Raw genomic sequence first — 19,745 nt, 5'->3', positions numbered from 1 at the left:
CTCTGCCCTCTCCCTGGTTGGCACGCCGACGCGGGCCGACGGGCCCGCGGGTCCTGACCGACAGCCGACAGAAAGCCTCACCGATCCATGAAGCTGACGAGTGGTGCCCCCCTCGTGCTGGCCCTGCTGTGCACGCTCCTGCTGTTCGCCCTGACCGTCTGGCTGTGGCCACGGCTGTCGAAGGGCGGCCCGCGCAAGGTGTTCGGCAGGATCGCGCTGGTCGTGGTGCTCCAGCTGCTGCTCGTGGCCTCGATCGGACTGGCGGCCAACCGGAGCTTCCTGATCTACGGCTCATGGGCCGAGCTGGCCGGGCACGCGCAGGCACCGCCGGCGCTCGACCCGGGGCAGGGTGACGCTACGGGCGTGAAGATCCTCGGCCGGCAGCCGGTCGACGTGCCCGGCGGCGCCACGCCGCGCGTGGGCGGCGTGATCGAGAAGGTGACGATCCAGGGGCAGCGGTCCAAGACCGCCACATCGGCCTACGTGTACCTGCCGCCCGAGTACTTCCAGAAGGGCAACGAGCACAGAACGTTCCCCGCCACCGTGGTCCTCACCGGTTTCCCGGGCACGTCGGAGAACCTGATCAAGGGACTCGACTACCCGAAGACGGCCTGGAAGCTGGCCAAGCACAAGAAGACGCAGCCGATGGTCCTCGTGATGATGCGGCCGTCGGTGATCCCCACCCGCAACACCCAGTGCGTGGACGTCCCCGGGGGGCCGCAGAGCGAGACCTACTTCGCCACCGACCTCCCGCAGGCCGTGTCGGGCACGTACCGGGTGAAGAACGTGCCGTCGAGCTGGGCCATCATGGGTGACTCGACGGGTGGTTACTGCGCGCTGAAGATCGCTCTGGAGCACCCCGAGCGCTACGCGGCCGGGGTCGGCCTGTCGGCCGACTACAAGCCGGAGATCGACGCGGACTCGGGCGACCTGTTCCACGGCAACAAGGAGGAGGAGAAGCGGGCGGACCTGCTGTGGAGCCTGGACCACCTGCCGCAGGGCAAGTCCTCCTTCCTGGTCACCAGCTCCCTGCAGGGCGAGCCGAACCTCAAGCCGACGCAGCAGTTCATCCGGAAGGTGAAGGCCCCCGCGCACGTCTCGTCGATCACCCTCGACCACGGCGGGCACAACTTCAACACCTGGCGGCGTGAGATCCCGCCCTCCCTGGAGTGGGTCAGCGCCCGCGTCAACGCGGGGTGACCTCCCGGGTGACCTCCCGGGTGGCGCGCCCCCGCTCCGCGGCGGCCGTCAGGCCTGCGCCGTGGGACGGACGACGATCTCGCTGACGTCGATGCCGTCGGGCTGCCCGATCGCGTAACCGATGGCGGAGGCGATGGCGGAGGGCGGCATGGCGATCTCGTCCCGCTGCCGGGTCATCGCCGCCGCCACCTCGGGGCTCGCCCCCTTGCCCACGCCCTCCGTGTGGGTGAAGCCGGGCGAGACGAGGGTGACGCGGAGATCGGGGCCGGCCTCCTGCCGCAGCCCTTCGGTCAGGACCTTCACGGCCGTCTTGGTGGCCGCGTAGACGGTCTGGGGAGCCTTGACGACGTAGGCGGCGGTGGAGGCGACGTTGACGAACTGACCGGAGCGCTGCCTCCGGAAGACGGGCAGCGCCGCCCCGATGCCGTTCAGCAGGCCCGTGATGTGGGTGGCGACCATGGCGTCCCAGTCGTCCTGGCACAACTCGTCCAACGGCGAGACCGCCATGGTGCCGGCGTTGGAGACCAGGACGTCGAGCCGGCCGAAGCGGTCGGCCGCCACGCCGGTCAGCCGCTTGAGGTCCGCACGGCGCGACACGTCGACGACGACCCCGACGGCCGAGCCGCCCCGCGCCGTGATCCGGTCCACCACCGCGTTCAGCCGGTCCTCCCGCCGGGCCCCGAGCACCAGGTGGGCCCCCCTTTCGGCGAGATGGAGCGCCGTCGCCTCTCCGATGCCGCTGCTGGCGCCCGTGAGTGCGATGACCTTGCCCTCGATGCCTGACATGGCCGGTCCTTCCGTGAGGGGTGCGCGCAGGCCGATGCGTTGGCCTACAGTGGAAGTGGGGGAGCCCCCACTTACTTCAGGCTAAGTGGGCACGCCCCCACTTAGCAAGGCGGAGAGCCTGAGAGGGGATGGCGAGCGCTCATGACCGAGGCAGCGCAGAGGCCGTTGCGAGCCGACGCACGGCGCAACCGGGAGAAGATCCTCACGGCCGCGGTGCGCGTGTTCGCGACGGAGGGGCTCGACGCCCACCTGGAGCGCATCGCCAAAGAGGCAGGAGTGGGCAGCGCCACGCTGTACCGCAACTTCCCCACCCGCGAGGCACTGGTCGAGGCGGTCTACCGCAACGAGGTGGCCCGGCTGTGCGACGCGGCCCCCGCCCTGCTGGCGACGGAGCCGCCGCTGGACGCCCTGCGCGCCTGGACACGCCTCTTCCTCGACTACGTGACCGCCAAGTACGGCATGATCGACGCCCTGCGCGCCATCGCCGCCACGGGCGACAGCCCGTACGGCCACAGCCGCGAAATGATCCACGCCGCCCTGGGCTCCCTCATGGACGCGTGCGTGGCCGCCGGGACGATCCGCTCGGACATCGGCCCCGCCGACATCGGCGCCGCCCTCGAAGGCATCGCCCTCACCTCGGCGAGCCCCGAACAGCGGCAGCGGGCGGAGCGCCTGCTCGACCTCACCCTGGACGGCCTGAAGACCCGTCCGTGAGGCCCGGCCGGCGTCCTCGACGGCGGCGCACGTCTGGCCGGACACTCCGGGGCCGGCCGCTTCCAGGCGAAGGCGCTCCACTCGACGGTGAACTTCGACACGCCGCTCGCCTACTCCCGCCCCGGCGCGCCCTCGAACGGCGCCGACTACGTACGCCTGCGCGACCGTGCGGGCGGGTACCTCAAGGCGGGCGAGCTGCGCTCCCTGGGCTTCGACGCACCGGCCGTGTACCCGACGCGCCCGGTGGAGTGGAGCGTCGATCCGGACGGCCACGCCGCCGGTGACCCCTCCCTCTACTCCGGCCCGCTGGGCGACGAGGTGAGCGTGGACCGCAGCATCGTCCGGTCGGTCACCGTCGACCCGGCCGATCCCACGCTCTCCTTCGACGCCCGCTGGGACATCGAGCCCGGCTACGACATCGGTGCCGTGCAGGTGTCCACCGACGGGGGCGCCACCTTCACCTCCCGCCAGAGCGCCGGGATGACCACCGCGTTCCCGGACGCCGCCGCCGGCATCGCCGCGCTGGCACCGGGATTCAACGGCGATTCGGGCGGCTGGACCCACCGGACGATCGACCTCTCCGACCTTTCCGGCCGGACCGTCCTGGTGGCCTTCCGCTATGTGACCGACAGCAGCGTGACCCGGCCGGGCCTGTGGATCGACAACCTCAGGGCCGGCGCCACCCTGGTCTCCGACGGCTCCACCCTGACCGGCTGGCAGACCATCAGCGCCTACCAGATCAAGAGGATCCCGGGGATCAGCCTCCGCCTCGTGGCCTACACCGCGGACCACAAGCAGGCCTGGGCCGCCGACGTGCCCCTCGACGCCGACCACCACGCGTCGCTGGGCCGGGAGCAACTGCGCCGCCTGCTGGACACCAGGGCCGAGACGGTCGCGGCGATCGTCGACCACTACGAGCCGACCGAGACGGTCCTGTCCCCCGCCCCCTACCGGCTCACCGTCAACGGCGTCCTCCAGCCCGGAGGATGACCCGTACGCACCCGTAGGACCTCATGGACCGGGGCGGGGTGAGCAGGCGATGCCGTTCGGCACACGGCGCTCCCCGCCCCCGTCGAGGCCCTCGCGGGGGTGGTGGAGCCCGGTCACCTCGTGCGTCGGCCGAGGCCGACGGCGACCAGCAGCGCCACCACCGTCACCAGGGCGGCGTCGAGCGCCAGCACCGTCCGGACCCCGTCGAAGAGCGAGGTCCGCGTGGTGGCCAGGACGCCGAGCAGCGGGATGCCGATGGTCAGACCGACCTGCTGGGTGGTGGTGACCAGGCCGGTCGCCAGCCCCTGCTGCGCGTCCGGCACACCACTGGTCACGATGACCCCGTAGGAGATGATCGCGCCGAGGTGGCACATGCTCGCCACCGAGACGGCGACGGTGGCGACCAGGGCACCCGACTCCGTGCCCACGGCCAGCAGGGCGGCGGTGAACACGCCCTGGCCGAGCAGCGAGCCGACCAGGGTGCGCCGGGCACCGAAACGGCCGATCAGCCGGGGGGCGTACGAGCCGGCGACGGCGGAGGCGACGCCCTGGACGCCGAAGACCAGCCCCGTCAGGAACGAGGACAGGCGCAGGGTCTCCTGCAGGTACAGCGTCAGGACGAACACGACCGTCGACATCATCGAGAAGGTCACCAGTCCGCCGATGTTGCCCCAGGCGACGGTGCCGCGCTTCAGCATCGGCAGCGAGACCAGCGGCGCGGGCGCCTTCGACTCCACCACCACGAACGCGGCGAGCAGCAGGACCCCGGCCACCAGTGAGACGAGGACGTCCGTGCCGCCGAAGCCGYGCTCGGCGGCGGTGGACAGGCCGTAGATCAGCGCGAGGAGTCCGCCCGTGACGGTGACGGCGCCCGGCACGTCCAGCCGCGGCCGCTCGGGGGTGCGGGACTCGGGCAGCAGCCGGGGGGCGAGGCAGAGGACGACCACGGCAGCCGCCGCGAGCAGGCCCATCGTGGAGCGCCAGCCGAGGGTGTCCGTCATGACGCCGCCGAGCACCATGCCGACCGTGAAGCCGAGGGAGAGCAGGGTGCCGGAGATGCCGAGCGCCTTGTCGCGCAGCGGGCCCTCGGGGAAGGTCGTGGTCAGCAGGGACATGCCGGTCGGCACGACGACCGCCGCGCCCAGCCCCTGGAGGGCGCGTCCGGTCAGGAAGGAGGCGGGGTCCCAGGCGAGGGTGGCGAGCAATGAGGCCCCGCCGAAGAGGGCCAGGCCGGTCAGGAAGAGCCTTTTGCGCCCGTACAGGTCGGCGATCCGGCCGAAGAGGAGCAGGAAGCCGCCGGAGGGCAGGGCGAAGGCGGTGACCGCCCATTGGAGGGCGGAGCGGCTCAGGCCCAGGTCCTTGCCGAGGACGGGCAGGGCCACGTTCAGGACGGAGAAGTCGAGCGCCACCATGAACTGGGCGGCGCAGAGCACGAAGAGGACGGGCCGGGCCCGTCCGGTGAGCCGGTGGCCCTCGGGCGCCACCGTGTGCGGTCCGCTGACCGCCGTCTGTGTATCGATCGTCATGGACACCACCTTCGCCGCGCGGGAATGCCCGTGAAGAGCGGGAACTTATCCTGTTGTTGCCACCACCAGGCAGTCGACAGGGGGAATGTCCGTGGCCACGCCGATCGACGATCACCGCCGGACCGAACTGCGCGCGTTCCTGATGAACCGGCGCGCGCGGATCTCGCCCGCGGAGGCCGGGCTGCCGGACGGCGGGGCCCGCCGCCGCACTCCGGGGCTGCGCCGGGAGGAGGTCGCCGTGCTGGCGGGGGTCGGGGTGTCCTGGTACCAGTGGCTGGAGCAGGGCCGTGACATCACGGTGTCCTCGCAGGTCCTGGACTCGGTGAGCCGGGTCCTCAAGCTGACCAGCGCCGAGCGCCGGCACCTGTACGTACTGGCCGGGCTCAATCCGCCCGCCCTCGAAGTCGAGCCCGGCGACCGGGACATGTGCGACGGCCTGAAGCGGCTGATCGACGCCTGGATGCCGTTCCCGGCGCACATCATGGACGTGTACTGGAACACGGTGATGTACAACGACGCCGCCGCCCTGGTGTTCGGGATGCGGCCCGAGATCGTGCAGAACTGCCTGATCGCCTTCTTCACGGACCCCATCTACCGGGCCCGCTCGGGGCACTGGGAGGAGGTCGCCCGCGAGGTGGTGGCGCAGTACCGGACCGCCTGCTCGGAGCATCCGCGGGACGAGGGGTTCCGGGCGGTCGTGGAGGAGGTCCGGGAACTGAGTCCGCGGTTCGCCGAGTTGTGGAAGGAGCGGGACGTCCGGCCGGGCGGCCTGTTGCGCAAGCGCATGGAGCATCCCGTCGTCGGCACGCTCCACGTGGAGTCGACCCAGCTGCGCGTCCCCGCCCGCCCCGACCTGGCGATCGTGCTCCACACCCCGCTGCCGGGCACCGAAACGGCCGAGAAGCTGGAGTGGCTGACCTCGCCGGAGGGGCGGCGCGGCCTGATGTACCCGGTCGCCGGGTGAGGCCGTTGACCCGCTGCCGGGCGTCTCGGGCCGCTAGGGTTCCCCGAGGGGGCTGACGGGCAACGGAGTTCGGGGGCGAGCGATAGCGATGGAGATCGTCACGACGGCGGCGGGAATCCTGGGCAAGCTGGCGTCCAAACCGCTGGCGGACGGCGCGTTGCGCAGGGAGGCGGTGCTGCGGGCCCTGCGGGCGGTCCGGCTCAACCCCGCGGTGCCGCCCCAGGACTTCGGCAGCCTCTACGCGCACGCGCTGATCGAGTACTGCCTCGGCCGCCCCGCGTCCGTGCTCGCCTTCTTCCGGAACCCCTACGTCCTGGAGTCCTTCCGGCGCTCCTTCTCGGAAGGCGACTGGGCCGCCTTCCGCGCGGAGGCGGCGGAAGCCGTGGAACGCAACCGGGAGACGGCCGAGTTCGGGCATCTCGGCCACGGGTTCGAGGAGCACGTCGACGGGTTCGTAGCGGCGTTCCAGGGCCTCGTGGACCGCAGCCGGGCACCGCACGAGGCACGGCTGGAGCAGAAGCTCGACGTGTTCCTGGAACGGGTGAGCCAGACCCGGGTCGAGGAGGAGAGCCACCGCACCCGTACCGAACCGGGGCGCTCCGAACTCTCGCCCGCGCAGCGCCTGATGGACGACGTCCACGAGTGGTTCACCGCCGTCGGCTACGAGATCCGGCGCACGTGGGAGGCGGCCGGCGGGTGCGTGGCCCTGCTGGTGGACATCCCCCAGCGCCGCCCCGGGCGCTTCGACCGGACCGTCGTGCTCTGCGTCGAGGGGGAACTCCTGCCGCACCACATGCGGCTGGTCGGCGAACTGGTCGCCGCCGAGGGGGCCCTGGAGGGCTGGGGGCTGGCCCGGCTCCGGGTCAGCGAGGCCGCGCGCCGCCGGGCGGCGGACAGTGGGGACGTGCTGTTCTGCTACTCCTTCGACGAACTCGTCGACCTCGAAGCCAATTTCGAGCCCTACATCGCCTGGGTGGAGGAGGAGGTGCGCCGGCGCGGCATCGACACCCGGTACGTGCCCATCTCCTGCAGCAAGGAGGAGATCGACCCGGCCACCGGGCGGCCCCTGGACACCAGCCTCTACCACTGGCACGACGGCGGGCTCGACGACTACGTGGCGGGCTGGCTCCAGGAGCCCGCGAAGCGGCACCTGTCGGTCCTCGGCGAGTTCGGGATGGGCAAGTCGTGGTTCGCCCTGCACCTGGCCGGGGAGATGGCTCGCGGCTGGCGCGACGCCAGACGCCGGGGGGTGCCGAGGCCCCGGATACCGCTGCTGATCCCCCTGCGCGACTACGCCAAGCAGACCACGGTGCAGGGGCTGCTCTCGGAGTTCTTCTTCAACAAGCACAAGATCGACCTGCGGAGCTACGACGTCTTCCGCGTCCTGAACCGCATGGGACGGCTGCTCCTCATCTTCGACGGCTTCGACGAGATGGCCGCGCGGGCCGACCGCAACACGGTCGTCGCCAACTTCTGGGAACTGGCCAACGCCGTCGACCCCGGCTCCAAGGTGCTGCTCAGCAGCCGCCAGGAGCATTTCCGCAACGCCCAGGAGGCGCGCAACCTCTTCGGCGCGAAGGTCAGCGCGTCCGCGCTCGGATCCAAGGTGCCCCAGGACGGCCCGAACTTCGACATCGTCGAGCTGGTCCGCTTCGACGACGAGCAGATCGAGCGGATGCTCCGCCACGACCTGTCCGAGGACAAGGTCCGCATGGTGATGGCCCATGACGAGGTGCGCGAGCTGATGGGGCGCCCCCTCATGTCGGAGCTGGTGATCGACGCGCTCCCGGAGATCGAGCAGGGGGCCGAGATCGACCTGGCCCGGATCTACCTCTACGCCGTGCAGCGCAAGATGGACCGCGACGTCAGCGCGGAGCGCACGTTCACCTCGCGCGGGGACAAGCTGCTGTTCCTCTGCGAGGTCGCCTGGGAGATGCTCTCCACGCATCGGCTCACCCTCAACTACCGCGACTTCCCGGACCGGTTGCGGTCCTGCTTCGGGTCCACCGTGCAGAGCGCCAAGGACCTGGACTACTGGGAGCAGGACATGCGCAACCAGGGCATGCTGGTGCGCAACGCCGAGGGTGACTACGGGCCGTCGCACAAGTCGCTGCTGGAGTTCCTGGTGGCCCTGAAGTTCGCGGCCGAACTGGGTCTGCTCAGCGGCGACTTCATGAAGGTGATCCCGGCGGCCGGGGCGACGGAGGCCGTGACGCGCGAGTGGACGTGGTCCCGGTACTTCGCGGCGCGCGCGGAGGACGGAACGCTCCCGCCCCTCGGCGAGTTCGTGGCGGAACCGGTGGCGGCGCTGGGCGCCACGTTCGGGGCGTTCGGGCGCGACGAGGCGGTGTACCAGTTCCTGTCCGCGATGGTGCGGGAGTGCCCGGACCACCGGGAACGGCTGCTCGCCCTGGCCGGCTCGACCGCCGGACTGGAGGCGGAGGCGGGCAACCTCGCGGGCAACTGCCTGAACCTGCTCGTCCTGTGCGGCGGCAGCCTGGAGCGCACGCGGTTGGCGGGGCTCGATCTGGCGGGGTTCGCGCCCCGGAAGTGGGGGGTCGGGGTTTCCCTGGCGGGCGCGGACCTGCGCGGGGCCGATCTCTCCCGGGCGGAACTGGAGGGTGCGGACCTGTCCGGGGCCGACCTCACGGGTGCCCGGCTCGGGGACGGGAACCTGCTCGATGACGGCCGGTCGCGCCGGGGCTTGTTCCACCCCAGCGGAGCGGTGGTCATCGCCTCCGGGAAGGAGGTGCTCCACTGGCCCGACGGCCGGGTGGACTCCCCTCCCGGCCGGCTGGCGGCGGGCGGCGACCGCGGTCCCGCGGCCGTCGACCACTGGGACGCGACGACCTGGTGGTGCGGGGACGCGGACGGCGGACTGCTGGTGGAGGCCGGCACGGGCCGGGTGACGGGCAGGACGGCGGCCACGGGGGAACACTCCCCGGTGATCTGGAAGGGCCGGCACGCCTTCGTGGAGTGGGACTTCGCGGGCAAGTGCCTGCGGCTGACGGAGCCGGCCGCGGGCCGTCTCGTCGCGGAGGTGCCCTTCCCGGCCCTACGGCACTGGATCATCAGCTTCCTGGCGGGCCGGCACGGCATCAGCGCCCTGGTCTACACCGAGGACTCCCTGCGCTACGCCGTCGCCGACGAGAACGCCGAGGGCCAGTGGCGCACRCTCAAGGGGGAGGAACACTCCCGGGAGGCCGCCGGCACGTACATCAGCGCGTCCGGGGACAACGCTCTGCTCATGCTGGACGGCCGGGCCGTGGCGATCGTGGACGCCGCCGGCCAGGAGGCCAGGATCGACAGCAAGGGACTGCCGATCATGGTCCCGGGCGACGGCCTCGTGGACGCCTTCGCCTTCCGCGCCTCGTCCAGGCTGCTGGCCCTGGCCGCCCAGGACCGGCTCTTCGGGTGGAGCATGCGGGTGTCCTCCTCGCTGGAGGCCCGCTGGGTGTTGAAGGTGCCCGGCGGCACCCGTTCGCTGTGGTGCTCCGAGCGGGGCGACCGTCTCCTCGTGGCGACGAAGATGGGCGAGCTGTGGGTGTGCGACTTCCGCAGCGGTGAGATCCTCTCGCGGACCGTGCTGGGCGATCGCCTCCGCGGCACCCGCTTCTCGCGCTCCTGCGGCCTCGACCCGGAGACGCTGGACGCCGTCACCCGGGCCGGCGGCGTGCTCGTCGACCAGGAACGGCCCGACAGGCCTTAGCCTCGCGCCCACACCCCGCGCAGTCGTTCGGCGGTGGCGGCCGCCTGGCCGAGGCCCGCCCGGTAGGCCGGTTCCCAGTTGGCCCGGTCGTGCAGGTCCGAGCCGAACGCCCGGACCGCGTCCGGGTCCGGGGCGACGGTCACGACGGTCCGCCCCGCACCGTCTGCCGACTGCCGCTCCAGCGGCTCGCCGGGGAACAGGTGCGCCAGCGGTTCGACGACGACCAGTGCGCGGGCTCCGGCCGCCAGATCGGCGTTCGTCCCCGCGCGCAGGGCGCCGTCCATGTACCGCCGCCCGTGGATGCCGACGGGCGGTTCGGCCCCGGGGAAGGCGCTGCTCGCCGCCACCGCGTGCACGAGCGGCACGCCGCTCGTGCGGTCCCACACGACGGGTTCACCCGAGACCGCGTCCACTGCCGTGACCAGGAAGTGCCGGTCCGGCCAGTCGTTCGTGCCGATCAGGGCGCCGCGCCCCGCGAGCAGGGCCTCTTCGGCGTCGGGGCCGGCGTGGTCGAGCGCGATCCGGCCCACTCGGCGCCGGGCCTCCCCGGGTTCCAGCCCGGCATCGCCGAGGACGGCGAACACCGAAGCCATCACGGCCGGATCCGCCTCGCGCCGCGGGGCCGCCGGCACCGGCCGGTGCGCCGGCACGCCGAGCCGCTCCAGGTCCTGACGGGTGGTCAGCATCGCGGCGACGATGGCACCGGCCGACGTGCCGACGGTCAGATCTGCGTCACCGAGGTCCACCCCCTCACGGCCGAGCCCAGCGGCCAGCCCGGCCATCCATGCCGTACCGACCAGCCCTCCCGGGCCCAGTACGAGTGCCCTGTCGAACGTGGCTCCGGTATCGAGATCCACGGTTTCGTCCCCCTGTCGCCAGATGATGATCAACCTCGTCGACCCTAAGACCTCGACCGGGCTTCAGGTCAAGGGGGTCCGCGCCATCGCCGCGGGGTTCGGGGCCCGATGCGGCGGGAGGGCGCGCGGGAGGTCCCTCAACGGGCGGATCCACCGGTGCGGGGCAGGTCCGTGTCCCGCTGCTACGTGGTGCGGCGGGAGCCGAGGACGTCGACGGCCGTGACCATGCGGTCCCAGAACCGTTCGGCGTCCAGGTGCACGGCGACCCGGGCGTTGACGGGGCGGTCCAGGTAGCGGTGGAGGTCCACGACGGTGGCCCCGCGCGTGTAGCGGCCGTGCAGTTCGACCGTGACGTTCGCGTCCTTGACGTCGACGATCGCCGGGTCGATGACCCGGGCCACCGCGACGGGGTCGTGGAGCGGGGGGTGGGGCATGCCCCACAGTCGGCTGTACGTCGAGGCGAAGAAGGCCAGCAGTTCCGAGCAGACCCGGCCGAGTTCGGTGCCCAGACCGTCGAAGCGGGCCCGGATCTCGGGCGTGGCGAGGGCCTGGTGGGTGACGTTGAGCCCGCACATGGTCAGGGGGACCCCGCTGCGGAAGACGATGTCGGCGGCTTCCGGATCGGTCATGATGTTGAACTCGRCCGCCGGGGTGCGGTTGCCCCGTTCGGTGGAGCCGCCCATGAGCACGATCTCGCGGATCCGGGCGGCGCTGTCGGGGTGGCGCATCAGCAGCAGGGCGATGTTGGTCAGCGGGGCCGTCGGCACCAGGGTGACCGGTTCGGGGTGTTCGAGGAGGATGCGGTGGATGAGGTCGACCGCGTGCTCGGGCACCACGTCGACGGTGGGCTCGGGGAACCGCGGGCCGTCCAGCCCCGACGCGCCGTGCACGTCCTCGGCGACGGCGAGCGGCTGGAGCAGCGGCCGTGCGCACCCGGCGGCGATGGGCACGTCGGTGATCCCGGCGATGGTGCACACGCGGCGGGCGTTGAGGGTGGTCTTCTCCAGCGTCTGGTTGCCGGCGACCGTGGTGATGGCGAGCAGGTCGACCGCGGGGTCGGCGGCGGCCAGCATGATCGCGAGGGCGTCGTCGTGCCCGGGGTCGCAGTCGATGATGATCGGGACGGGCACGGGCGGTCCTCCTCGTACGGGGCTGCTGACCTGCCCAGTCTGCCGTCGTCGGGGCGCGTCGGCCGCTCGTTCCGAGCCAAAACGCGCGGCGCCCCGACCCGGTCGGCCGGGTCGGCCGGATGTGGACGTTCCCCCGGCCGGCGGAGCGGTGTGCGCACCGCTCCCCCCGTCACGGCCCGCGGCTCGGGGGACGGTGAGCGGGCGGTGAGCGGGCGGTGAGCCCGGGTCGCCACTGTGGTCCTCGTCGCCGGATCGACCGAGACCCGGCCACCGAACGAGGGAGCGGACCATGGGCATGCTGAACGGCAAGACGGCACTGGTGACGGGCGGATCCCGGGGCATCGGGCGGGCGATCGCGCTGCGGCTGGCCGCCGAGGGCGCCCTGGTCGCCGTCCACTACGGCGGCAACGAGTCCGCCGCCCGGCAGACCCTGGCCCTGATCGAGGAAGCGGGCGGGCAGGGGTTCGCCGTACGGGCGCGCTTCGGTGAGGCGGACGCCGTGGAGCGGCTGTTCGACGGGCTGACCGAGGGGCTGGCCGGCCGCGGACTGGACATCCTGGTCAACAACGCGGGTGTGGGTTCGGGCAGTTCGGTCGACACGCTCGGACCGGAGGAGTTCGCGAACCTGCTCACCGTCAACGTGGTCACGCCGTTCTTCGTGATCCAGCGGGCGCTGGCGCTGCTCAACGACGGCGGACGCGTCATCAACATGGGTTCGACGGCCAGCCGGTTCGCCGTGACCACGCAGATCGGCTACACCGTCACCAAGGCGGCGATCGAGGCCATGGCGCCCTCGCTGGCCAACGAACTGGGCCGGCGCGGGATCACGGTGAACACGGTCGCACCGGGTGCGGTGCGCACCGACATGACCGCCGGATACACCGCCATTCCCGAGGTGGTGGCCGCACTGGAGTCGATCACCGCGCTGGGACGGCTCGGTGAGCCCGAGGACGTGGCCGACGTCGTCGGTTTCCTGGCGGGTCCGCACGGGCGGTGGGTGACCGGGCAGACGGTCGACGTCTCCGGCGGAACCTACCTCGGCCCCCTGGGATGATCTCCGCTCGTGGATAATCGCCCGCATGCGCTTCTCCATCCTGGGCGAGACTCTGGCACGGCACGACGACGGCACGGAGGCCGCCCTCGGAGGGCCGGCCCGGCGGGCGCTGCTGACCTTGCTGCTGGTGCGGCCCGGGGAGGTCGTCTCGGCCGACCTGCTGGCCGAGGAGACGGCCCCGCACGGGGCGACGTCGACGCACGCACTGCACTCCCAGGTGTCCCGGCTGCGCGCGGTCCTCGGCCCGGCGGCGATCGAACGCGTTGGAGCGGGCTATCGGGTGACGGTGCGTCAAGAAGACGTGGACGCCTGCCGGTTCGAGCGGCTGGCCCGCGAGGGACGGGAGGCGCTCGACGCCGGCGACGCCGCGCGGGCGGTCCCGCTCCTGCGCGAGGCGCTGGACCTGTGGCGGGGGCCGGCCCTGGCCGACCTCGCCGAGAGCCGGACGGCCGGGGCCGCCGCCGCGCGGCTGGAGGAGGGGCGCCTCGCCGCCCTGGAGGACCGCATCGAGGCCGAGCTGCGGCTCGGCGGGCACCGGGCGGTAGCGGCCGAACTGCGTGAGCTGGTGGGCCGCCATCCGCTGCGGGAACGGCTGGCGGGGCTGCTGATCCGGGCCCTGGCCGCCGAGGGCGGGCAGGGCGAGGCGCTGGTCGTGTTCGAGGAGACCCGCCGGCACCTGGCGGACGAGCTGGGCTCGGACCCGTCGGCCGATCTGAGCGCACTCCACCGGGAGTTGCTGAGTGCGAGCCCTTCGTCGGGGCCCACCGCTCCCCCGGCCCAGCTGACCTCCTTCGTCGGCCGCGCCACGGAGGTCGAGGAGGTGTCCTCCCTCCTGCGGGCGGCCCGGCTGGTCACTCTCATCGGCCCCGGCGGGGTCGGCAAGACCCGGCTTTCGGTGGAGGTCGCGGCGGGCAGTGGCGACGAGGTGTGCTTCGTCGAGCTCGCCCAGGTACGCGAGGGAGCCGATCCGGCACAGGCGGTGCTGGGGGCACTCGGCCTGCGGGAGAGCGGGCTGCAACTGGGCCCCAGCGGGCAGACGCCCGTGGAGCGCCTGGTCATGGCCCTGTCCGACCGGGTGCTGCTGCTCGTCCTGGACAACTGCGAGCACCTCGTCGACGGGGCCGCCCTGCTGGCGTCACGCCTGCTGGCGGCCTGTCCGCGGCTGCGCGTGCTCGCCACCAGCCGCGAGCCGCTCGCCGTCATCGGGGAGAGCCTCTGGCCGGTGCGGCCGCTGGACGACACGGCGGCCGCGCGGCTGTTCACCGAGCGGGCCGCGGCGGTGCGGCGGGGGCCGGCGCCCGCCGCGCAGACGGTCGGCCGGATCTGCGCGGCCCTCGACAACCTGCCGCTGGCCATCGAGCTCGCGGCGGCACGGCTGCGCACGCTGGAGCCGGAGGACCTTGCGGGCCGGCTGGACGACCGGCTCGGGATCGGCGCGGCCCGCGGCAACCGCAGCGCCGAGGAACGCCACCGGACCCTGCGGGCGCTGGTCGCCTGGAGCTGGGAGCTGCTCTCCGAGTCCGAGCAGCGTGCCGCGCGGCGGTTCACCGTCTTCGCCGGAGGCGCGGCCCCCGACGCGGCGCGTCGGGTGTGCGGGGCGGACGGGGAGACGCTGGAGTCCCTGATCGACAAGTCGCTCCTGGAGGTCGCGGGCGGCCGCTACCGGATGCTGGAGACGATCCGGGCGTACGGCGCCGAGCAGCTGGAGGCGGCGGGCGAGGACGAGGACGTACGGCGGGTCCACGCCCGGCTCCTCCTGGACCTGGTACGGGCGGCCGATCCGGACACCAGGGGCGGCGACCAGCTGCGCCGGCTCGCGGCGCTGTCGGCCGAGCACGGGAACCTGCTCGCGGCGCTGGCCTGGACCATCGGGGCGGGCCGGTGGGAGACCGGCCTGGAACTCCTCGCCTCGGCTTCTTCCTACCTGTGGATCCGCGGCGTCTGGGCCTCCTTCTCCCCGCAGGCCGCCGCGTTGCTGGAGGGCGTCGGCACGGAGGTGCCGGAGGGGTTCGGCGAGGAGTACGCGGTCTGCGTGCTGCTGGCCGCGGCGGGGGACGGCGGCGCGGCCGTGTGGCGGCGCCACCGCGCGCGGGCCGGGCGGGAACTCGCCGCCGCCTGGCCGGGTGACCGGACGGGCCGCTACCCGGTGGTGCTGCTGTCGTGGATGATGCGCAACGCGACCGAGAGCGACCCCGGCGAGGCCTTCGCCTTCGTCTCGGCCCAACACGACTGCGGCGACCCGTGGGTACGGGCGGCCGCCCGCTACGTGGCGGGGTTCGGGCCCCTCGGCGACGGGGACGGCGCGGGAGCGGAAGCGGCCTTCGCGGAGGCCGCGGACGGTTTCCGGGCGGTGGGTGACCGGTGGGGCCGGGCGCTGGCGCTGGACGTGCTCGCGGGCCTCGCGGGCGCGCGGGGGGACCGTGCGGGGGCCGTCGCCCTCACCGACGAGGCGCTCGCCCTGACCCAGGAGCTCGGGGCCCTGGAGGACAGCGCCGACCTGCTGGTCAACCGGGGCGACCACGTCGTCGACGCGGATCCGGTGGCCGCCGGCGCCGACTACGCGCAGGCCGCCGCCCTGGCCCGGAGCGCCGGCAGCCCGGCGGGCCTGGCCGCCGCCCTGCGCGGACTCGGCGACATGGCCCTCCTGGCGGCCGATCCGGGCGGGGCGGAGCGCCTGTACGCCGAGGCCCTGGAACGCGCCGACCCGCACTGGGTCAAGAGCGCGGGCAACCGGGTCCGCATCCTCGCCGGCCTCTCCCGCGTCGCCGGCCTGCGCGGCGACGGCGTGACGGCCCGGGCCCGCGCCCGGGAGGCCGCCGATTACGCCCGGACGCTCACGGGCCGGGATACCCGGGAGGCGCTGCGCATCCTGGGCCTGCCGGAGCCGCTCACCGAGGCGGTCAGCCGGATGTGAGCGCCCGGTGAGCCGCCCCGTACAGGCTGACCCGCATGACGAACACGAAGAAGAACACCACGGTCCTGATCTCCGGCGCCTCCGTCGCGGGCCCCGCCCTCGCCTACTGGCTCCACCGGCACGGCTTCCGCCCGACCGTCGTCGAGCGCGCCCCCGCCCTGCGCGAGGGCGGCTACGCCGTCGACTTCCGCGGCCGGGCCCACCTGTCCGTCCTCGAACGGATGGGCCTGCTCGGGGAACTCGACGCCGTCCGTACCCACACGGGCTCGATGAGCTACGTGGACACCCACGGCCGGACTCGCGCCACCCTGCCCGCCGACCTGTTCGCGGGGGATCTGGAGGTGCTCCGCGGCGACCTCGCCCGGGTCCTCCACGACGCCACGCAGGACCACACCGAGTACGTCTTCGGGGACTCCGTCACCTCCCTGACCCAGGACGCGGACGGCGTGGACGTCACCTTCGAGCACGGTGCGCCCCGCAGGTTCGACCTGGTGATCGGGGCCGACGGAATGCGCTCGACGACCCGGAGGCTGGCCTTCGGGCCGCACGACCGGTTCGTCCGCCACCTCGGCGTCCACTGCGCGATCTTCACCACCGACAACCACCTCGGCCTCGACCGCACGGGCCACGCCTACCGCACCGTGGGCCGGCTGGCGGCGATGTACAGCGCCCGGAACAACACGGAGGCCAAGGCCGTCTTCTACTTCGCCTCACCGCTCCTGGACCTCGACCACCGGGACGCGGCCGCGCAACAGGACGTGCTCGCGGCGCAGTTCTCCGGCAACGGCTGGGAATGCGAGCGGCTGCTGCGGGACATGCGGCGCGCGCCGGACTTCTACTTCGACTCCGTCGGTCAGGTACGGATGGACACCTGGTCGCGGGACCGGGTCTGCCTGGTCGGCGACGCCGCGTACTGCCCTTCCTCGCTGTCGGGGATGGGCTCGGGCCTGGCGCTCGTCGGCGCCTACGTCCTGGCGGGGGAACTGGCCGCCGCGGCGGGCGACCACCACGTCGCCTTCGCCCGTTACGAGGAGCGGATGCGCGCGTACGCGGAGGGCTGCCAGAAGATGGGGGACGGCGTGGCGAAGCTGATGGTCCCGGGCAGCCGCTTCCTCGCGGCGTTCCTCAACCGCTACTACCGCCTCATGCCGTACCTGCCGGGAAAGGACATGGCCGCCAAGATCGCCCGCAAGGCCGCCGAGAACATCGACCTGCCCGACTACGGGGTGCGCGTGAACGAGCGGCGGTAGGTGCGGGGCGGTACTCCGCGGCGGCGCACGAACTGGGCGCGGAGCACGGCCGCGCTGCCGTAGCCGACCTGGCGGGCGACCTCCTCGACCGGCAGGTCCGTCGTCTCCAGGAGTTCCTCGGCGCGGCTGAGCCGCAGGCCGAGGAGCCAGGCGTGCGGGGTGGTTCCGGTGGCGGCGGTGAAACGGCGGGCGAAGGAACGCCGGCTCATCAGGGCGCGGCGGGCCAGTTCACCGACGGGCAGCGGCTCGTGGAGGTGCGTACGGGCCCAGGCGAGCACGTCGGCGAGGCGTTCGTCCCGGCAGTCCTCGGGGACGGGGGTGGCGAGGTACTGGGCCTGCCCGCCGTCGCGGTGGGAAGGCAGGACCAGGTCGCGGGCGATGGCGTTGGCGGTCGCCGCACCGTGCTCGCGCCGCAGGAGGTGGAGGCACAGGTCGAAGCCCGCGGCGGCGCCGGCACCGGTGACGATTCGGCCCTCGTCGACGTAGAGGGCGTCCGCCTCCACGCTGATCGCGGGGTGGCGCCCGGCCAGCAGGCCGGCGAAGCGCCAGTGCGTGGTGGCGCGCAGCCCGTCGAGGAGCCCTGCCGCCGCGAGCGCGAAGGTGCCGACGCAGTGGGCCGCGACCAGGGCCCCGCGCGCGTGGGCCCGGGCCAGCGCGTCGAGCACGGCCGGACCGGGCGGGGTGCGGAAGTCCGCCCAGGGCAGGGCGATCACCAGGTCCGCCGAGGCCAGGCGCTCCAGACCGTGTTCGACGAGCAGGAGCAGGCCGACGTCGGTGCGCACCGTGCCGGGGCGTTCGGTACACAGGGCGAAGTCGAAGGGGGGCAGGCCCTGGCCTCGCACGTCGAACACCTCGGAGACGATCGCGGCCCCGAGCATTCCCACTCCGGGCGGGGCGTAGGCGGCGACGGTCGCGAAGGGCGGCATGGGGAGAGTGTGCCACGCGTTGGCACGTTTCCTGCGATGGGTGGCAGTACGGCCACTCGTCGCGGTGCGGCGGCTCGCGAAGACTGGAGCGCATGAACGACACCCCGCTCGGCCGCAGCGCCGCGTACACGATCCTGACCACCGGTTACACCCTTTCCACGGGCCCCGGCGTCGCCGCCACCGTCTCCTACGTCACGGACGGGGACCGCCATGTGATCGTCGACCCGGGCATGGTGGCCGGCCGTGACCGGATCCTCGGCCCGCTCGCCGCGCTGGGACTCGGCCCCGACGACATCACCGACGTGGTGCTCAGCCACCACCATCCGGACAACACCATGAACGTCGGCCTGTTCGGCGAGGCCCGCGTCCACGACCACAAGGCGATCTACCGGAACGACCAGTGGACCGACCGCGACGCCGAGGGGTACGAACTCGCCCCGTCCCTGCGGCTGATCCGCACCCCGGGGCACAGCGCGCAGGACATCACGCTGCTGGCGGGCACGGAGGCGGGGGTCGTCGCGTTCGTGGGCGACCTGTGGTGGCGGCCGAACGGCCCGGTCGAGGACCCGGTGGCCCCCGACCACGAGGTGCTGCTCCGTTCCCGGCTGCGGGTGCTGGACGCCGCGGACGTCATCGTCCCGGGCCACGGCCCCGCCTTCCCGGCCGATGACACGGCGCCGCGCTAGCGGCCGCCTCTTCCGGATCTGGCCTGACCCGCGACGTCCGGGCGACCGCCGTGCCGCCCCGCCGGCTCCCGCCGATACTGGAGCCACGGCCCCGGTGCCGTGCGCGACGCATGGGCGGGGCCGGCGTGAGCGGGAGGCGGTGACCGATCCATGGGCGCACACGCGTCGGCGGGTGACGGGGCCCGGCCCGGGGACGACGTGCCGGGCCGTTACGGCACGGCCGTGTTCCGGCCCGAGCAGGCCGGTGAGGACGAGCGCATCGACCTCGGCGCGCTCACCTACGACGACATCACGCTCGCCCGGCTGACGGCCCTGGGCGCGGGACCCGGCTGGAACTGCCTGGAACTGGGCGCGGGCACCGGCAGCGTCGCCCGGGGGCTGCTGACGCGGGCCGGCGTGACGAGCGTGCTGGCCGTCGACCGCGACGTCCGTTTCCTGGCCTCCCGTCCACAGCCGGGCCTGGCCACCCTGGAGGCGGACATCGGCGACCCCGCCTTCGACCCCGGGCGCTTCCACCTGGTGCACGCCCGTTTCGTACTGATGCACCTGCCCGAACGGGAGCGTCTGATCTCCCGCTTCGCCGGTCTGCTGGTCCCCGGCGGGGTGCTGGTGCTCGGCGATGCCGTGGACCTGACGACCGCTGCGGCGCCCGCGACCCCGTACACACGGGCCGTGCGCGCCATGTGGCAGGGGCTGCGGGCGACCATCGGCACCGACGTCGACTGGACGCCCCGCTACCCGGAGCTGCTGCGCACCGCCGGGCTGACGGAGGTGGCCGCCGAGATCCACGTCCCGCCGCTGCTCCCGGGCAGCCCCATCAGCCGTTTCTGGGCCGACACCTGGGAGCGGGCCCGGACCGCGATGACCGCGACCGGGCTCGTGGACGACGCCGCCGTGGACGCGGCCGTCCGCTACCTGGACTCCCCCGACTGCGCGGCCCTGTCACCCGGGCTGATCACCGCCTGGGGCCGGCGGGCCGGAGCGGGTGCGCGGGGCGGGCGGGCGGCCGGGTAGGCCCCGGGCGGGAGCCCGGAACCCC

15 protein-coding genes are annotated in these 19,745 nt (G+C 73.3%); 10 read left to right on the top strand and 5 right to left on the bottom strand.

All coding sequences use genetic code 11. The features are described 5' to 3' along the window. The first annotated feature begins 87 nt into the window (after window positions 1-87). Window positions 88-1,200 (top strand): alpha/beta hydrolase-fold protein, encoded by a 1,113-nt coding sequence (locus AB4039_RS19980; RefSeq protein ID WP_266844897.1) that lies wholly within the window; start codon window positions 88-90, stop codon window positions 1,198-1,200. A 48-nt stretch (window positions 1,201-1,248) separates the two neighbouring features. On the opposite strand, the gene AB4039_RS19975 is transcribed toward AB4039_RS19980, so the two are convergent. Next, window positions 1,249-1,986 (bottom strand): SDR family oxidoreductase, encoded by a 738-nt coding sequence (locus tag AB4039_RS19975; protein ID WP_442271385.1) that lies wholly within the window; start codon window positions 1,984-1,986, stop codon window positions 1,249-1,251. 141 nt (window positions 1,987-2,127) lie between these two features. On the opposite strand from AB4039_RS19975, the gene AB4039_RS19970 reads away from it, so the two are divergent. Next, complete coding sequence (locus AB4039_RS19970; RefSeq protein ID WP_266844899.1) at window positions 2,128-2,700, top strand: TetR/AcrR family transcriptional regulator; 573 nt, start codon at window positions 2,128-2,130, stop codon at window positions 2,698-2,700. 87 nt (window positions 2,701-2,787) lie between these two features. After that, window positions 2,788-3,690, top strand: a complete 903-nt coding sequence (locus tag AB4039_RS19965) for a choice-of-anchor J domain-containing protein (RefSeq protein WP_442271384.1) — start codon at window positions 2,788-2,790, stop codon at window positions 3,688-3,690. A 113-nt stretch (window positions 3,691-3,803) separates the two neighbouring features. Here the strand turns inward: AB4039_RS19965 and AB4039_RS19960 are convergent, their stop codons facing one another. Next, window positions 3,804-5,216 carry an MFS transporter gene (locus AB4039_RS19960; RefSeq protein ID WP_442271383.1) on the bottom strand — a complete coding sequence of 471 codons (1,413 nt, stop codon included), beginning with the start codon at window positions 5,214-5,216 and terminating at the stop codon, window positions 3,804-3,806. A gap of 85 nt (window positions 5,217-5,301) precedes the next feature. On the opposite strand from AB4039_RS19960, the gene AB4039_RS19955 reads away from it, so the two are divergent. Together AB4039_RS19955 and AB4039_RS19950 are read left to right on the top strand one after the other, a co-directional pair. Then, window positions 5,302-6,180, top strand: coding sequence for a helix-turn-helix transcriptional regulator (locus tag AB4039_RS19955; RefSeq protein ID WP_442271382.1), 879 nt, complete (start codon window positions 5,302-5,304; stop codon window positions 6,178-6,180). A gap of 88 nt (window positions 6,181-6,268) precedes the next feature. Next, entirely contained in the window at window positions 6,269-9,889 is a 3,621-nt protein-coding gene (locus AB4039_RS19950; RefSeq protein WP_442271381.1) for an NACHT domain-containing protein, read from the top strand. Here the strand turns inward: AB4039_RS19950 and AB4039_RS19945 are convergent. Next, window positions 9,886-10,746, bottom strand: coding sequence for a patatin-like phospholipase family protein (locus tag AB4039_RS19945; RefSeq protein ID WP_266846062.1), 861 nt, complete (start codon window positions 10,744-10,746; stop codon window positions 9,886-9,888). The genes AB4039_RS19950 and AB4039_RS19945 overlap by 4 nt on opposite strands. 182 nt (window positions 10,747-10,928) lie before the next feature. Beyond that, the gene (locus tag AB4039_RS19940) at window positions 10,929-11,876 is read right to left on the bottom strand and encodes a nucleoside hydrolase (RefSeq protein ID WP_442271380.1); all 948 of its coding nucleotides are present in this window, start codon (window positions 11,874-11,876) and stop codon (window positions 10,929-10,931) included. A 289-nt stretch (window positions 11,877-12,165) separates the two neighbouring features. On the opposite strand from AB4039_RS19940, the gene AB4039_RS19935 reads away from it, so the two are divergent. The 3 genes from AB4039_RS19935 to AB4039_RS19925 are packed head-to-tail and all read left to right on the top strand — an operon-like array spanning window position 12,166 to window position 17,094. Further along, the gene (locus tag AB4039_RS19935; protein ID WP_266846060.1) at window positions 12,166-12,930 is read left to right on the top strand and encodes an SDR family oxidoreductase; all 765 of its coding nucleotides are present in this window, start codon (window positions 12,166-12,168) and stop codon (window positions 12,928-12,930) included. 25 nt (window positions 12,931-12,955) lie between these two features. Further along, window positions 12,956-15,844 (top strand): BTAD domain-containing putative transcriptional regulator, encoded by a 2,889-nt coding sequence (locus tag AB4039_RS19930; protein WP_442271379.1) that lies wholly within the window; start codon window positions 12,956-12,958, stop codon window positions 15,842-15,844. A 35-nt stretch (window positions 15,845-15,879) separates the two neighbouring features. Beyond that, entirely contained in the window at window positions 15,880-17,094 is a 1,215-nt protein-coding gene (locus AB4039_RS19925; RefSeq protein WP_442271378.1) for an FAD-dependent monooxygenase, read from the top strand. Here AB4039_RS19925 and AB4039_RS19920 read toward each other — a convergent pair. Beyond that, window positions 17,064-18,020 carry a GlxA family transcriptional regulator gene (locus AB4039_RS19920; protein WP_442271377.1) on the bottom strand — a complete coding sequence of 319 codons (957 nt, stop codon included), beginning with the start codon at window positions 18,018-18,020 and terminating at the stop codon, window positions 17,064-17,066. The genes AB4039_RS19925 and AB4039_RS19920 overlap by 31 nt on opposite strands. A gap of 92 nt (window positions 18,021-18,112) precedes the next feature. On the opposite strand from AB4039_RS19920, the gene AB4039_RS19915 reads away from it, so the two are divergent. Next, on the top strand, window positions 18,113-18,706 hold the full coding sequence (locus AB4039_RS19915; protein WP_266846056.1) for an MBL fold metallo-hydrolase: 594 nt from the start codon (window positions 18,113-18,115) through the stop codon (window positions 18,704-18,706). Window positions 18,707-18,856: 150 nt separating this feature from the next. Continuing rightward, complete coding sequence (locus AB4039_RS19910) at window positions 18,857-19,720, top strand: class I SAM-dependent methyltransferase (protein ID WP_442271376.1); 864 nt, start codon at window positions 18,857-18,859, stop codon at window positions 19,718-19,720. Window positions 19,721-19,745 lie beyond the last annotated feature (25 nt).

Origin of the sequence: Streptomyces sp. M-16 (genome assembly GCF_052114405.1) — a bacterium.
In the GTDB taxonomy this organism is placed as follows: domain Bacteria; phylum Actinomycetota; class Actinomycetes; order Streptomycetales; family Streptomycetaceae; genus Streptomyces.
This window is presented reverse-complemented; position numbering and strand designations above follow the sequence as displayed.